The sequence below is a fragment of the Cohnella soli genome (genome assembly GCF_042655525.1).
In the GTDB taxonomy this organism is placed as follows: Bacteria; Bacillota; Bacilli; order Paenibacillales; family Paenibacillaceae; genus Cohnella; species Cohnella soli.
The window spans coordinates 41,714-57,011 of record NZ_JBHSMI010000012.1 but is presented as its reverse complement, the minus strand read 5'-3'; the positions used below and the strand labels follow the sequence as shown (position 1 = coordinate 57,011).

Below are 15,298 nucleotides of genomic sequence, written 5' to 3'. Positions count from 1 at the left end.
TGATGCGGCAAAGCCACATGTTCCCGTTCTTCATCCGAAAAATTGACGGAGAAGAAAATAAAAAAATCATTGTAATGAGCATATTATACCATATTTTCGGGACTTAGAAAAACAAAAAATCGAGTGAGACGATGCTCCTCGATCTTAAGAATAACCTATGACTTGAGCGTAGTGCTGAGCAACCCCGCTCGCGTGGCTTTCTCCTCGAGTTCTTTCAAAATTTGATCGAGCTCCACCTGGGTTAAAGACGGCACGCCGTTCCCCTTTGCGGCAGCCGTAGCGGCTTGATTAAGATGATAGAGCAGCATAAGGACGTTTTCCTTCTTGGGAATTTTGAGAGTCGGATCCGTTCAAGAATGCCGGCAAAAGCGTGCTGCGAAAGACAACAGCTTGAATCTCGCGGGACGAGTTGACGTTGAATTTCCGCTGGATTGAGGCGATGTGATTTTTCATGGTCTTCTCACTAAGATTGAGGGCATCCCCAAGCTCGCGGTTCGTCCAGCCGTTGAGCGTAAAAATCTGGAGCACTTCGTTTTCACGACGGGTCAGTTGGTACTTATCTTTTAATTCGTCAAAGAGCATACCGATAAATGGGTGCTGCTGCAGAGTGATGGAATCCATAATTGCATTCTCCCTTCTTAACTAGATCGCGCTATGGCGAAAGAATACGAGGTAGACGACAGCGAAGGTCAAAAGCATAAATCCACTTTCGACAAAGGCCCCGAATCTTGTACCTGTACTCATGAGGTTCAGTTTCAAGCGCCACTCAAAGGGCGGTAACGGTCGAATGCCGTGGTTGGTAAGCGAATCGGCGAGAAGATGAAGCGTGTACGACAGCGTTCCAGCAATCCAAATGGCATGGTCGTAACTGGCTGTCGAGAAATAAAGCAATATCCCCCACCCGATGACGCCGTATACCGTGTGCGTAAGCCCGCGATGAGGGAGAAGCGCACACAGGATGATAAGACTGCCGACGATGTAACTCCAAGGGATAAACGCATGGCCGTAGAGGATCAAACCGGCGCCGATCAGTACCATCACAACGTTTCGAAGTGTCCGGGTCGGCATGAACGAAACGATGCCGACGAGAGCGGCGAGAACTGTATTCCACGGCGCGTAGGCATGACCATAAAAGTAAAGGAAGATGCCAAGTCCGATAAGAGCCGTTTGAATGAATCGGAGGAAGCGGGTCGGAATCGCACGGGAAACAAGAAGCGAGTTCGGTTCATCGATGTCTGGGAGCAGCGCGCTGACAGCGGTGACCGCGGCGACCGGTATCGTAATTTTCTCATCGGCCATACCCAATACGCTTAATGTGAGTCCGGTACTGATTACCAAATGGGATTTTCCCATCATATCGGCCACTTCCTTTCAAACGGGAAGAATATGAATAATATCTTCGAGCTTCTCGGAATATCTGCACTTCGGCAGACTTCTCAAAACGGCTTTCCCGTATCGCTTCGTTCTCATGCGCGGGTCCAATATAATGACGGCACCTTGGCATTTAACCGAGCGGTTGAGACGGCCAAAACCTTGCTTCAATTTGATCATCATCTTTGGGAACATGAAAAACTGAAAGCTATTTCGATTGGCCTTTTCGAGCAAAGCGATTTGCGCCTGGATAAGCGGTTCGTTCGGCTGCGGGAACGGAAATTTCACGATGACAAGCGTTGTGAGTGCGTCCCCTGCGACATCGACCCCGGTCCAGAAGCTCGTACACCCGAGAACAATCGTCCGTGAATTGGTTTTGAGCTGCTGGATGATCTTTTCGCGATCGCAACCCGGATACTGAACCAGTAAACTGTAGCCCCGCTCAATACAATGCTGTTCGAATCGTCTTGCGACTTGATTCATTGAATCGAAGCTCGTAAACAGTACAAGCATACGTCCACCGGAGTACATCAAAGTCTCCTGCAGCTTCTCGACGGTATATTGCATAAATTCCGGGCTGTCCGGATCCGGTGCATCATCGGGACAGATGATCATGGTCTTTTTCTCATAGTCGAATGGACTACCGACCATGAGGCTGTCATATTCCTGCACCCCACAACGGCCAGCGAAGAAAGTAAACTTTCCGTCCGTGGACATCGTTGCGCTGGCTAGGATGACTGGGACTTTATCGAAGAGTCCATTCGCTAGCACGGTTTTGGGAAACAAGGGCGCCGCGTGGAGCGAAATGTCTCCGCGGCCGTGTACCGTCGCCCAGTACGCCCATGACTTCTTCTCGTTGTTGCCAATAAAGTCAAGATCGTCGTTTGATTCGAAAAGCCGATCGAGAATTTCTGAAACCCCGCGAACCTTTAGCGATTTCACGCGCTCAATGAATTGCGCCAGGATTGAGCAAACGTCTGATACATCAACCTTATCCGTCATCAGCTTGAAGGCGTCACGCTTCATTCCCTTCCCGACACCCTCATATATTTCCTCCAACTTTCGTGAAAAGGATTGGCGGAGCTGGGTGAGTTCAAGTTGAATACTCTTGTCGAGGTCGCCGATCGCTTCGCGCTTGAAAAAGTAATCGAATAGCGATTCAAACCGGTTGAGATTGACTTCCTTCTCGAATATATTGCAACATACGTCCTCGAGCTCGTGGGCTTCGTCGAAGATAACCGCATCGTATGCGGGCAACGAGCCGTTTCCGGTTTTCTTCCGCATTATCAGGTCACTGAAGAAGTACGCGTGGTTCGTAACGATAATATGTGCCTTCTGCATTTTTACTTTCAGGTCTTCGATCATACAGTTTTCAGGCTTCTTAATAGCTGGACAGGAAGAAGCGGAAATTCGGTTCCAGAGCGAGTCATCGATGTCGAAGCCAAATGCCGATCGATCGGCGATACGTTCCTTGGTTACTTTGGCGAAGATGCGTTGAATGAGTTTTGTTTCCATGCTGTTGCTGCGCAATACTTCCTGCCATAAGCCTTCGAGTTTCTTATAGCAGACATAATGGGCTTTGCCCTTAACGAGCTGATATTTCAGGTTCAGGTTCTCCATTTTAAGGATCTGCTGAACCCGTGGAAGCTCGACATTTACGATTTGAGTCATGAGCGGGATCGTATGCGTGCATACCACAACGGTTTTTTTATTCGCCACGGCCCATTGTGCTGCCGGAATTAAATAACCGAGGGATTTACCCGTTCCTGTACCAGCTTCCGCCAAGAGGTGTTTACCTTCTTCGAGTGCCATTCCAACCTTTGTCGCAATAAGGACCTGTGGTGCCCGTGGTATGTACCCTTGAACGAGCTTTGATAAGTGTCCTCCACTTCCTAATGCTCGTTCGATGAACTCTTCCATAACGCTCACCTCGCAATACATATATATTAATTAGATAATATATTAATATAGTACTATATTACTAAGATTTCTCCAAATTAATTTCAATTAAATCTGCAGGCGGCTGCGGCGGCGCAGCGTCATGAGTATAATCGTCGATCTCGGAGAAGTGGATATTCTCTACCTTCTTGCCATCAACGTCATAAAGGAGCATTGTATTATTTTCAGTATTAACGGATATGACACGAGCCGCTAGCTTAAAGAATTGTCCACGTGATTTGACAATATCCAGGTGGATGAGCGTATTATCGCGACGCAATTGTTCAAACTTTCTCGAGAGTGTGCTGGAATATATACTCATGCTGCTCTTCCCACTTCCCAACTTTCAGTAGCATCCTATTATAAAAATGGTGTTCATTTTCCAAACAAGCCAGTCATAGCATTCTGATAGATAAAGAAGGCCCAAGCAGTCATTGCAATTAGTAAAGATGCGCTCCCAAGCATTATCCATTTCGTACTCTTATTCAACTCCATACCCCTTTCAAAAACATCTTAATATTCAGTCTGTGTTCAGGATATTTTTCCTTCAACGACCGCAGCCCAATTTCAATCTGATCGAGTCCTTCAGATAATACTAAGATTTCTGTGTGGTCTCCTATAGTTAACTTCAATTCTTGATTCCCATCAGTTGAAATAAACATATTGTCTGCCAATCCACGTTTGACTATAAGATTAAACCATTTGTTAATTTCCGGATTATCATCAAGGACAACTTGTAAGTTGGTTTTTCGTGGAAACCGATTCACCTGATATTTATTCAATCGATAATAGTGTTTTTGGCAATACCCATCTCTTGTGCCGGGAAATTCGCAGTCTTGAATTTTACATTTAGGAGCATCGATTCTGTCACTTTGGTAATTAGACAAGTTATCACCCTCTTACTAAAAGTTCTGAATTTCGAACTTACCGGGAAGAACCTCATTAGGTTTATTGTCCGTGAATTCCCAAAACAAGACAACGGCCATGCATGCAATTATTGCCAATAAAAGAGTACCTTTAATTTTTTTCAAAACAACCGCCTCCATATTAATAATCGAATAGGTAAGGATATCCTTTCAAGAAACGATAACGAAATCGAAAAATAGGGAACTCGGAATATCAGGTTTAATCAGGTGTTCAGAAAATTAAAACTCATCATCGTCATATTGAAAAAGCTGATACCCCGCGTCGTCTCTTTTCTCGTAATAATCCTCGGCTCTCCTTACATCCTCTTCGCAGGCGGGGCAAGTTGTTTCACATTGAATATAGACACCGGAACCAATACCTTCCTTCAAATCCTCATTCCAGCTTGCTACTTGTGCCTCGTCTTTACAATCCAATCGAACACTTTTGAAACAATGCTTACAACTGGCAATAATGAAGTTGCCCAATTTATCAGTTTCCATTTGGTACATGGCTGCGCCTCCTATTTAGCCAAGTCCTGCTCAAGTACGAACCCGTCAGTGCTTTCAGCATCTTCCATGACCGCCCCAAGAGCATCCCAAACTTCAAAGAATCGATCAATGGTGGAGATAATCCCCACGTGACCGCTGTCGTCTGTAATCGTCTTTAGGGTTTGCAGAACGTCCTTAACGTTGCCAACAATAGCAGAAGCTTCGTCCCGAATGAGAATCGAATCGCCTTTAATTCCAGCGATAACGCCACCATCACCCTTGTCATAAACGCCTATCCGTTTGAGTTCCGAAATGACTTGATCGAGCAACTTTTATCATCCTTCTCCCCGGAGAATTGGATTTACATGATTCGAATCAATGAACCCTGATATTCATCGAGTTACTTTATAAGGCCATATATTGCGATTGCTAAAAAGGTTGCTGCCAAGAATCCATAAAGAAAATTCTTAACGTCTCGACTCATAAAATCACCCTCTCCGGTTACAAGGTTGTATTCAGCCTCCCCACGGATCGTAATCATCGTCGTGGTGGTCAAACTCTTTTTATTGCGAAGGTTGTTCATGATCTTCTTCACGATCAAGTTCCTTTTCGACCTCTGCTAGACAGGAGGGGCATTCCGCAATCTCTGAGCTTCCTGTAGGCTGAGATTCGCAAATAACGCAAATTTGGCTCATAGCTTATGCACTCCTAACATTCATTTTGATGCATTCAACTTCTCGGTTTAGATTCTCTATGGACTATGCGATCATCTATATCGTTTACTTTTTTTGAGTACTCAAAACCGCACTTAGGATATGCTCCATTTATTCGGGGAGTACTATCATCCAAATCAATAGATGCTGCAAAACATTGTCACAGCTATCATTAAAACAATTTACGCGAATGATTGCTCTGCAGTTATCCTCTTGACCTGGGAAACCGAAACCATACAAGAGAATGCACTCTCCTATTCACTATGTTACTTTGGTAATTTTCTTCTCCTGAGATGGTCAGCAATAAAATAGAGAATCATAATCGAACAGCATAGGATTGCAAATCCAATCGAAGTCTTCGACCAAATTCTCACTTGCTGAGAAATGGTCATATCTCTACTAATGGGAATGATCACGATAGACGTTATCATTCCGATAATAGCCAAGAACGTAAACATCGCTAGAATTGCACGCCTACTCCAAGAATGGTAAGTGCGATATTGCTCCGTAATCCTCATAAACTTCCTCCTTACGAATGAACGGAATTATTCAAAGTGCCACTTATTTACATTATGCAATCTGACATAACCAAAATAGTTAACAAAGAAGAAACCGTCTCCTGGTAGTGCTCTTCCGTCGCTAGATAATTCACTGATTGGGACTATTTCGGCTGCAATGTCATATGAAGAGTCAAACATCCCATTGAGGATATTGACATCATTATTCGTGAGAGGTTCGTTTCTTTCGATTTTCTTGTTTAGCAATCTGATCAATTGAAGATAAAGAGTTTCATTACTGATTTCCGTTAATGAGATATCTGTCGCAATGATATTCGATTCCCTCTGCTCGATCAGCAAGATCACGTAGAACTCTCTTCTTCTGAACATCGGAAAGTGTATTTGAAGCAATAGGATATACTGAATGCCTTTTGAAAATATTAGAGAGCATACAAACCTCCCAAATTAATGTTATGAACGGACCTATTCATAAATAGCCATGTTGCATAGACCAAAAAACTAATAAACAAAGCAATGCAATGATAACAAATCCCCTCATGGCATTCTCCACATGTCTCACTCCATTCTTCTTGTTATACAACTAAATATTCAGACGGTATTCATGCAACGTTGTTGCTCACCATTTTTACATTCCTTTCATCAACGGGTTATGTTTTACAAGAAATTCACTATATATTTGATAAGTCTCTTTTTGTGCTGGTGTAAATTCCAATCTCTAAAATACCTCCCTATTAAAGTTCATTTGTTTTCTTCATATTCTTTAGGCCAAACAAAGACTCGCTTCACGTTGTTCAAAATTCTTGGATCTGGAAACGGTGTAACTGCTCCGACCCCTACTTGGTCTATGAAATTACATGGATGACAAATATAGAATTTTGGGTTTTCTTCATTTCTATCCTGCAACAAGTGAACCGGCTTTTCACAGATAGGGCAAAATGACTTTTCGGTTAAGATGACCTCATACATCTCATTCACACCTTTCTATTCATTTGATCCATTTGCAAAGCTAGAAACATATTTTCTTATATGAGTCTGATCAGGCGGTCTTATTCCCCATCAGAGGAATCCAACCTTCCTCGGTATAGATAAATTCATTTTGCTCTATTCGAATGACATCTGATATGGAAACAGAACGAGCCGTGTAATCGTCAGGATGTTCGACGTTGAAAATATAGGTCAAGTAATCCAATATTTCTACAGGAGTGGTATTTCCATCAATCTCTCCATTTGAAAATGAATATAAATCTTCAATCTCATAAACTATCTCTCGTTTTTCACTTATTGCCGAATTATATTCATCACGGATACCAGCATATTCAATAAATGTATGAGACGCATGTCCTAGAGGAGACCGGTATTGAAGAATTTCCACTTTCATTTATCGTAAGCTCCTTTAATTTTGAATCGTGCCACTTCACCGTTCAAGATTTTACAGATTACAACCGCGTATTCAATTCAGTAAGTTACTTAAACATTAACCTACTTCTTGAACAATATATTTACTAAAGTCTTCCTCGCGGTAATCAACTACAGTAGCTTGGCCAGTTATTACAGCATGGCTCATATTATCAGCAAGATCTTTAAGAAGCTTATTTGCGAAATCATTTGTTATAGGGGAGGTGTTCTTACTTCTTTGCCAGACGATGTAGTAACTTCAATAAAACTTTGTTTGCCATTTTCGATCACTCTAACATGACAAGGATTGGATATCATTTCACCTGTAATACCAATAACCAGCAACATCGTTATACACCGTCCTATTCATTCTGTTGTCATTCTACTCTATGTGTTCACCAAGAATGTCCGAGATCAATTGATCTTCGATATTTTTTGAAATGAGACGACTATATTGAGTTAACTTTTCGCCCTCATTCGAGTATTCTCCGCTCTCAATGGTATCCTCGATTTTTCGAACTTGTTCAATGAGTTGCTGATTTTTCGAATCAGTTCTTTTCCATGCTGCGACCAGCTGATACGTTTTCAATTCTCGCAACGCAACAGCATCAGAATTAACAACATGTTTTCTTATTAAAATTTCCATTTCGAACCTCCATTCCAGATACTGGCCAAATTGTCTTCGTTATAAGTATCAGAGCGAACCTTTCAGTCCGGAAGAACCGTGAATTAGTACCACCCATACCGGGGTTCCCGTTTCGTTGTTGTAAATCTTCTCCCTTTGATTCTTACATAATAATCTCGTTCGCAGCCGTTACAATTCGTTTTTTCGTTTCTATACTCTCCACAGTCCGTTTCAGTAAAGCCGCACCAAGGACATATAATGACTAAACGTAAATATGTCGATCCTATAGGTTTCCGGTTTCTCCAATAATCGCAATAACACTCTTTGCAGTAGATCCCGATTTCAGTTGCTATACGCTTGCCCTTATCCCTACTCCCACAACCATCACAACAATAATGCTCCTCACAGCGACCAAAATCATTTCCTGGTAACTGACAAATCGCACAAACTTTCGTTAGTCTCCCCTGCCTCTCTTCAACCAGACGTTTTCAGCGCCATGTTTCATTCTCCTCTTACTGTGGATCCACCCGAGCCATCATGGGGAGTTTCAGAACCGAGAGCATTCCGGCATACGAGTTCGCTGACTCGATCATGGAACCATCCGTAAAATGAATTTGCCCTTCCCAGCCTTCCTTTACTTCTGCTATGAGATTGAGATTGATCAGAGCTGAATAAGGTCGGCCGTTGTCCTCAATAAGCGGCGTTTTAAGCGACCCGCCAACAACCTCAACGTATTTCGTAAATCCATGATTCCCGGCGAGAAGCACCAGTTGTTGCATTAATCTGTCATCATCCAGCGAAACCTCCCTTGCCGGTTGATTGATCAATAGAAGAACAACGCGCTCCTCGTCTTTGACAATGGCCCGTACTGCGTTCAAGGCGATCATATGGCCTTTCAGTTCCAAAAATGGCTGCATATACATTCTCCTTTTCAAATGAGTTTTCCAGTTTTTTATAATACCAATATATCAATATATTAGAATGGGTAAAAGCACTATCTATCAGTTTTTTTCCTTTGAAATTCTTGCAATTTTTCATGCGGAATCTTCTTTCTATACTGTTCTGGGATATGGGCGAAGCAGTATGTCATCCGCGAGCGGTCAAGGTTCGGGACATTGCTGAGCAATTCCCATTCATCACGGCTCAGTTTGGTACCGCAATTTCTAAAGATGCAGTTTCGCTCGACCATCTCGGCCGATTGTGGAGCGGGAGTTCCCTTATCAGGCGCCCGAGTTGTTAGCAAGTGCGCTAGTGCAGGGTTGCTTCCCCAATCCTTCTCATCTTGATAGTACGGTGCAAGGTCTTGCCACCCAATTTCCCACGTATCGAGTGCTTCACGGATCGCTTCCGCTTTGGCTTGGTCAACCGTGGTAGCGAGCTGCTTTGGTTTCCCGCTGGCGTCTACTCCGATTTCGGCAAAACCGATGCCATCTCTGTAATGGGACCCGATGGTCACCCTGGCGACGACTTTGACGAACCGATGCGGGATGTTGATCTCAACCTCGCGAAATTCTTGATCCCACCGGCTCTGCGTTGCGGATTCCACGCGGTCATTGTATACCTGGTTCGGGATATAGGCGCGCCTATTGTCTTCGCGCTTCCTTACCGTTCCCTCCGGAAAGCGCGCCTTTATCTTTTCGATCACTTCTGGATAATTCAGTTCTTCCATGATTGCACTCTCCTTACTTCAAATTCACGTGGCCGAACTTTTCCAAATACGAGTCGAAACGATCGTATACCTGCTTGGCCCGGCCAACCCTTGCCGGCAACTCGCGAAGCATGAGCTTGAAGTATTCAATACCTGCATCGGTAATTTTGTAGAATCGATTGTAACGATTGTCACCTTCCCAATGACGGGTAACATGGCCGTTTTCGTATAGTGTCTGAAGCCGCTTGCTGAAATAGGCGTCATTGACGCCAACGCCGTTGCCGAGCGTTTGAGTGATGAACTGCTCCATCTCGCTATGGTAGCGCTGGCCGTTCATCAAGTCAGACAGTACCATGAAATCGATGACCTGCTGTACTTTGACGAGATGACCGAGCGATTCGGTTTTTTCAATAGGGTTTTCGTTACGTGGCATCTGTATGTCTCCTTTGAATTTGTTACGATGTTAGACGAGCAGATTGGTAGATGGACTGCATAACCTCAAAAGTTGCCCTTGTGTCCGCCCACGCGCGATGCGGCCGTTCGTTCACGATATCAAAGACGCTGCAGAGCGTGGAGAGGTCGTATTTGTCAATCGATAGATTCGATTGCCGGGCTAGCTTCATTGTGCAAAGCAGCTTACCGTTCCATACCGGAATACTCGCTTTCTCGCATACCGCTTTTAGCACCCGATAGTCGTATTGGATGTTCTGTCCAACGAGAACCGGCGTGCCGGCAAGAAATTTGTTCAGCTGCTTCATGGCCTGGAACGAACTGGGCTTATCGGCGACGTCCGAATCGGTAATGCCGGTGAGCTCCCGTGCTTGCTTTGGAATCTTGAACTTTGGATTGCAGAGTGTTTCATAGCGGTCAATAATCTTTCCGTCGCGAAACTTCAGCGCACTGATTTCTATGACTCTCGCATATTCCACGATCTGCGACGTCGCTTCAAAGTCGAGCACGACACCATCCCGCGGCATGGTGAGGTCGCTGTAGTAATCAAATTTCTTTGGCTTCTCCTTGGCGATAACCGGCGGGCTGGCTTCCACGGCATCGATCGCCGTGAGTGAATATCCCTTCAGCTCTCCGGGCTTAATCTGGTCGACGATCGCAAGGTCATTAACCAAATCGAGACGCTTAATATACGGATCGCTCGGGATGTGCGAATAAGAAACGAATTCACTAAGCAGACGGGCGACATTATCCTTATCGTTTTGGTGTCCCTGAAGCGACAAAGCGGATTGGTAGACTGCAAGATTGAGGCTGAAACCATTATAGGAGCGATGGAGCAATGTAAGGACTTGGTGTAGCCCCGTCCAGAAGCCGTAATCCGCCCGTCCCGCTCCAACGTTCAGCGCCATATATCCTTCTTTCACGCCAGGGACAAGGCAATAAAACATCAAACGGGTCTCCCGATTGTGCTCATACAAATTCGCGGCTAGTAGAATCGTCTTTTGCATCGAATCACCTGCAGGAGAGGGAATCATCGTCGGCCGATGTCGGTTGCTTTTGAACTCAGTTCTGGTTTCATTTTGCAGTTGCACAGTATCTTCGTACTGTTCATCAAGAACTCATTTCCTTAACCAACTTGTCAAACTCTTCCTGTGTCATATTGTTTGGTGCAAACCGTTCAATGACTTCTGAAAATGGTTTTAAGTAATTATTGAGAATATCTTCTCCTACTGCCTTACTTGGCACAGTTCCAGTATGATTATTAAGAAGATCATCTCTTGTCATATTGTAATGAGTAGGACAATCAACAACTTCTGAAAATCGACAATACAAACCGTTCGGTTGCTGTGCTATAAATGCTCCCATCTATTTCGCTCCTTCGCATTATGTGTCTACTCTGTTTTACATCCAAAAAACATTATTCGCCCGTCTCCTCCTCCTCGAGCTCGAGGTAAACTTTCACGATAAGAAAGGCCATTTTCCGCCGGGCTTCTTCGCTCATGTTCGAGACAGGCGCTGTCGTCGGTGTTTGCTGAACGATCGATTCACACGAGCTGCAGATCGATGCGCCGGCAAACTCCGCGGCGGCAGCCGACCCACAAATGAAGCAAGGTGTCACTCGCTCCGCAGGCGGCTTGTCCAACTCCAAAACCGAATTGTAATCTCCGGTATTGAGCACGCCATCCTGGATGGTGCCAACTTCATTGAGATAGACATAATGCCGCGTCCAGTAATGCTTGTAGGCAAAAATGTCGCCATCGCGATACATGTACATGTAGTTAGAAAGCGTCTCATCCCGCTCCGCTGCGGTCAATCCAAGCCTAGCGACCGCAAGTTCCAGTGGCACGAACTGCGCCGGCGCCGATTCATTTGCCATCCATTATACCTCCATTATAACGAACACACATTCTCACCCATAACCATATTATACCTCCTAACATGCTTCCTAGCAATATACTTGTAAACACCCTTACCCGCTCCCGCGCCCCGCACTTTCGGCGCATTCTCGCGTACCTCTCCCCTTTCAACCTGCCCTTCTACTGCTGTCTGTACCTAGATTCGAATCTAGTACCTCGATGCAGCTCTTCTACTAAATACGTGTTTATCTTTTTGCTGTATTCGTATCTAGTCGAAGACCTCCTCCCTGCCACTTCATCCGGATCCAGTAGCAGCCTTCCGCTCGTCGGGGGGGCCGACGACGCGCGCTGCGCGAAAATCAAAACCGGGTTTGGAAGGGGAAAACCAAATCCAAAAGTCGAAGGGCCGCGGGACGTGGAAGGACATGCGTGCAAAGCCGCAGGTCGCGGCCAGACCGCCGAGTGAGCTAACGGAAGCGGGCAGTCGCAGGAAGCTGGAGCGGGGCTAAAGGACAACCGGAGCGGGAAGAATATAGATACGCGAATTGCGGCAGGCTGGCAGCGACGTCGCTGGGCGACGGCAGACGATCGGTCGGAGAAAGCAGCGGGTGGCGCGGCGTAGTAGCAGGATACGTCGAACACGTGCGCCGATAGTCGGGCGGCCGGTGGGCGGTAAGGGTGCTAGCAAGTATATTGAAAAGAAGTATGTTTGCGTTTTGGACGGCGCCCAGGAGGCTATGAGTAAGAATATGCTTCAAAAGAGTAAGGACAATGGGCGTTGGGATTGTGATAAAATGGAAGAAAGCATTTTTTTCAAACACTCATCGAGGGAGATTGGGAGATATGCAAAACACTGGCATCGTACGGAAGGTCGACGAACTCGGGAGGATCGTCTTCCCCATCGAGCTCAGACGGGTATTGGGCATCGGTGTAGGCGACCCACTTGAAATATACGTGGATGAAAAATATATCATGCTGAAGACGTACCGCGGGTTCTCCTGCTTATTCTGCAGTGATGCCGGATCTTCCTTGGTGAATTTTAAAGGACGTTTGATTTGCAATAGCTGCTTAGATGAGTTGCGGCCGCCGGCGCCGGAGCGGCCGGAGACGATACAGTCAGGCGACGGTTCTGCTCCACGGAAGCGTCGGGAAAAACAATCTGCGATGCTCGAGCGCCTGCAGCAGCTCATGGTTCAGCATCCGAACGCGAAACAGCGTGCGCTTGGCGAGATGCTCGGCGTGACCACCGGACGCGTAAGCCAGCTCTATAAGGAGCTGAAGGAGCGGACAATCTGAAACATGCACAGGGGTGTAAACAAGTATATTGATAGAGAGCATATGAGCAGATAAAAGGCCGGCGCCCTATGGCATCCGGCCTTTTATCTATTGCGCTCCGCGCGTTTACGAGTGAGCGGGTATCTCATCTTCTCTCGCATGATAAGCTCGTTCGTCCCCGGCCGCTTTTTATCGGCGCACCTCTCGCACATCGTCGAGGTGACGAGCGGCCCCGTGCAGTAAATGCAGACACCCATCTCCTTCCGCTTGGTGCGGAGAACCCGCATCTGGAGTGCGAAATCATACATCAGTATTCCTCCCCATGGTGTATTGGATCAGTGTTATGCAGGCTGAAGCGGGATCAGAAAGTCCTTTTGCAATTTGATAAGTTGGCCGTCGATATCCCGTTTCAGGATGTATTCGATTGGGCCTCCGCTGTACATCGATTGTTTGCGCATGACCGTCCCAGTCCAATCCCGTACATTGGAAGGCGCGCCGTCTCCGTCCCATATCGTAAACCCGAAACGTTCACCGGCTTTTGCAGCGCGAATGCCAAGAAATTTTACCGGGTTGCGAGATTTGCAATGGTTGACTAGAACGTGCGGGTGAATCACTGGCGTTAAGAGGCAGTCATGATCGTCAGTCAACTGCAAATGGGCAATGCGAGATTCAGCGTAGCATTGGAAGACGTACGAGATCAGAGTCATTACTTTCGGTTGCCCTTGATAACGCCCGGAGGTTTCAGGCTCGGCATATTCCCCAAGACCGCCACGTTCGACGATAAATCGCGCCATTTTCCTGGCGCTGTGTATGGATTCCGAGAACCAATAGATTTGCTGAAGGACATCACCGATTTTTACCGATTCTGCGTTCACTCGACCACTCCTCTCTGTTCTATTATCTATTATCGCCGGAAGGCGAAAGTTATAAGCATGTTATCCCATATTCTTTTCTACCCACGCATTGAATCAGTTGAACAGTCATTGAGGCGTCACCAAGCGCTCTATGCGCGTCTTTGACCTTAACTCCCTGTTCCGAGCAAGCGTTCGCCAAACTAATCCAAGTATAATCTCGGTGTTTCCAACTATATGAACGCCCGAAGCGTGCATAGGTTTTCATCACGCATTTACTGGCGATTATTCCTGCCGGAAGGTGATGCTGCATGCACGCCTGATAAACCATTCGTGTGTCGAAGTCATCGTTATAGATGAGCGCAATTCGGTCAACAAATAGCCGCCGAACGTCTGGCCATACATCGGTCCAACGCGGCGCGCCGGCAACCATTTCATCGGTAATGCCGTGGATGGCGGTCGCCTCCGGAGGAATTGGATTTAACGGCCGAACGAGAGACTGATAAAGCACGGCGCCGTCGAGAGCAACGACAGCAATTTCTACGATCTCAGCGTCGTCATCGAGGGCGGTTGTCTCAACGTCGAGGACAGCATACGCATTTGAATGTTCAACCCAACGCCGAAATCTCTCCCTGGATTTCTCGCTGACTTCCGTCAACCATAGTTCATGCCGACAATGTTCACAAAGCTGGCCATAAAGATACTCGGACCCGACCGTCCGGCAGCTTGTGCAGGTTCGTGCTTCCTCCTGAACGGCGCGGGCTTTCTCGAGCGCGGCGAGTTGTTTGGGACTCGGTGCACGTTTGGGAACAGCCTCATCCTCACGATAGAGTTCGACGAGAATGCGACGACTCTTCAGGTAAATGGACCCGTGGACGAATGGGCCGGGTTTTAACCCCTTCTGGCCGAGCGCGGTTTTGCTGAATAGTCCTGCAGGGATATCATCCCAACTCTTATACCGAAGCGGCTCAAGATGTCCATCGCTTTGCACCATGCTCCCTCCCCGTTTCACGCTTCTATCCTTGCGGGAATATTTCAGAAATGGTATGCTTAAACTAGAAATAAGACGGGGAGCCACCCCCGTCCCGGATACTGTGGTTCAACCCACGGTGCGCAACTGAATCAGAAGGAATTCAGCAAAAAACCCACGCTATCGGCGGTCAACCTTGGCGGTGGGTTTTTTGCTGCTTTTTGCGTTTTAACCAGCGATAGAGTTTACGGATACCAAACCATAGACTCAACAGTGCGGTTAGTAGACGAACTA

General features: G+C 46.3%; 22 protein-coding genes. 1 reads left to right on the top strand and 21 read right to left on the bottom strand.

Annotation, left to right across the window (positions count from 1 at the left end):
• Nucleotides 1-155: 155 nt before the first annotated feature.
• The 18 genes from ACFPOF_RS06455 to ACFPOF_RS06370 form a co-directional block, all read right to left on the bottom strand.
• Nucleotides 156-308: a hypothetical protein gene (locus ACFPOF_RS06455; RefSeq protein WP_378130764.1), complete on the bottom strand. Its 153-nt coding sequence runs from the start codon at nt 306-308 to the stop codon at nt 156-158.
• The gene (locus tag ACFPOF_RS06450) at nt 289-621 is read right to left on the bottom strand and encodes a response regulator transcription factor (protein ID WP_378130762.1); all 333 of its coding nucleotides are present in this window, start codon (nt 619-621) and stop codon (nt 289-291) included. The genes ACFPOF_RS06455 and ACFPOF_RS06450 overlap by 20 nt, the downstream gene beginning before the upstream one ends.
• Nucleotides 622-642: 21 nt before the next feature.
• Nucleotides 643-1,356 (bottom strand): metal-dependent hydrolase, encoded by a 714-nt coding sequence (locus ACFPOF_RS06445; RefSeq protein WP_378130760.1) that lies wholly within the window; start codon nt 1,354-1,356, stop codon nt 643-645.
• Between the two features lie 15 nt (nt 1,357-1,371).
• Nucleotides 1,372-3,291, bottom strand: coding sequence for an ATP-dependent DNA helicase (locus ACFPOF_RS06440; protein ID WP_378130758.1), 1,920 nt, complete (start codon nt 3,289-3,291; stop codon nt 1,372-1,374).
• A gap of 61 nt (nt 3,292-3,352) precedes the next feature.
• Complete coding sequence (locus tag ACFPOF_RS06435; RefSeq protein WP_378130756.1) at nt 3,353-3,631, bottom strand: hypothetical protein; 279 nt, start codon at nt 3,629-3,631, stop codon at nt 3,353-3,355.
• 163 nt (nt 3,632-3,794) lie between these two features.
• Entirely contained in the window at nt 3,795-4,196 is a 402-nt protein-coding gene (locus ACFPOF_RS06430) for a hypothetical protein (protein ID WP_378130754.1), read from the bottom strand.
• A gap of 258 nt (nt 4,197-4,454) precedes the next feature.
• Nucleotides 4,455-4,724 (bottom strand): hypothetical protein, encoded by a 270-nt coding sequence (locus ACFPOF_RS06425; protein WP_378130752.1) that lies wholly within the window; start codon nt 4,722-4,724, stop codon nt 4,455-4,457.
• A gap of 11 nt (nt 4,725-4,735) precedes the next feature.
• Nucleotides 4,736-5,032, bottom strand: coding sequence for a hypothetical protein (locus ACFPOF_RS06420; RefSeq protein ID WP_378130750.1), 297 nt, complete (start codon nt 5,030-5,032; stop codon nt 4,736-4,738).
• Nucleotides 5,033-5,103: 71 nt separating this feature from the next.
• Complete coding sequence (locus ACFPOF_RS06415; RefSeq protein ID WP_378130748.1) at nt 5,104-5,298, bottom strand: hypothetical protein; 195 nt, start codon at nt 5,296-5,298, stop codon at nt 5,104-5,106.
• A 663-nt stretch (nt 5,299-5,961) separates the two neighbouring features.
• A complete protein-coding gene (locus tag ACFPOF_RS06410; RefSeq protein ID WP_378130747.1) occupies nt 5,962-6,279 on the bottom strand; it encodes a hypothetical protein in 318 nt (105 codons plus the stop codon).
• A 691-nt stretch (nt 6,280-6,970) separates the two neighbouring features.
• Entirely contained in the window at nt 6,971-7,312 is a 342-nt protein-coding gene (locus ACFPOF_RS06405; RefSeq protein WP_378130745.1) for a YodL domain-containing protein, read from the bottom strand.
• A 399-nt stretch (nt 7,313-7,711) separates the two neighbouring features.
• Entirely contained in the window at nt 7,712-7,975 is a 264-nt protein-coding gene (locus ACFPOF_RS06400; protein ID WP_378130743.1) for a hypothetical protein, read from the bottom strand.
• Nucleotides 7,976-8,466: 491 nt separating this feature from the next.
• Nucleotides 8,467-8,871 (bottom strand): hypothetical protein, encoded by a 405-nt coding sequence (locus ACFPOF_RS06395; protein WP_378130741.1) that lies wholly within the window; start codon nt 8,869-8,871, stop codon nt 8,467-8,469.
• Nucleotides 8,872-8,948: 77 nt separating this feature from the next.
• Entirely contained in the window at nt 8,949-9,623 is a 675-nt protein-coding gene (locus ACFPOF_RS06390) for a hypothetical protein (RefSeq protein ID WP_378130738.1), read from the bottom strand.
• A 13-nt stretch (nt 9,624-9,636) separates the two neighbouring features.
• Nucleotides 9,637-10,035 carry a PadR family transcriptional regulator gene (locus ACFPOF_RS06385; protein WP_378130736.1) on the bottom strand — a complete coding sequence of 133 codons (399 nt, stop codon included), beginning with the start codon at nt 10,033-10,035 and terminating at the stop codon, nt 9,637-9,639.
• Between the two features lie 22 nt (nt 10,036-10,057).
• Complete coding sequence (locus tag ACFPOF_RS06380; RefSeq protein ID WP_378130734.1) at nt 10,058-11,059, bottom strand: 3'-5' exonuclease; 1,002 nt, start codon at nt 11,057-11,059, stop codon at nt 10,058-10,060.
• Between the two features lie 103 nt (nt 11,060-11,162).
• Nucleotides 11,163-11,417: a hypothetical protein gene (locus ACFPOF_RS06375; protein ID WP_378130733.1), complete on the bottom strand. Its 255-nt coding sequence runs from the start codon at nt 11,415-11,417 to the stop codon at nt 11,163-11,165.
• Nucleotides 11,418-11,469: 52 nt separating this feature from the next.
• A complete protein-coding gene (locus ACFPOF_RS06370; RefSeq protein ID WP_378130731.1) occupies nt 11,470-11,928 on the bottom strand; it encodes a hypothetical protein in 459 nt (152 codons plus the stop codon).
• An 823-nt stretch (nt 11,929-12,751) separates the two neighbouring features.
• Between ACFPOF_RS06370 and ACFPOF_RS06365 the strand changes: the two genes are divergently transcribed.
• Entirely contained in the window at nt 12,752-13,204 is a 453-nt protein-coding gene (locus ACFPOF_RS06365) for an AbrB/MazE/SpoVT family DNA-binding domain-containing protein (RefSeq protein ID WP_378130729.1), read from the top strand.
• An 83-nt stretch (nt 13,205-13,287) separates the two neighbouring features.
• On the opposite strand, the gene ACFPOF_RS06360 is transcribed toward ACFPOF_RS06365, so the two are convergent.
• The 3 genes from ACFPOF_RS06360 to ACFPOF_RS06350 are packed head-to-tail and all read right to left on the bottom strand — an operon-like array spanning nt 13,288 to nt 15,028.
• On the bottom strand, nt 13,288-13,491 hold the full coding sequence (locus ACFPOF_RS06360; RefSeq protein ID WP_378130727.1) for a hypothetical protein: 204 nt from the start codon (nt 13,489-13,491) through the stop codon (nt 13,288-13,290).
• A 33-nt stretch (nt 13,492-13,524) separates the two neighbouring features.
• The gene (locus ACFPOF_RS06355) at nt 13,525-14,058 is read right to left on the bottom strand and encodes a hypothetical protein (RefSeq protein ID WP_378130725.1); all 534 of its coding nucleotides are present in this window, start codon (nt 14,056-14,058) and stop codon (nt 13,525-13,527) included.
• Nucleotides 14,059-14,107: 49 nt separating this feature from the next.
• Entirely contained in the window at nt 14,108-15,028 is a 921-nt protein-coding gene (locus tag ACFPOF_RS06350) for an exonuclease domain-containing protein (protein ID WP_378130723.1), read from the bottom strand.
• Between the last annotated feature and the right edge of the window lie 270 nt (nt 15,029-15,298).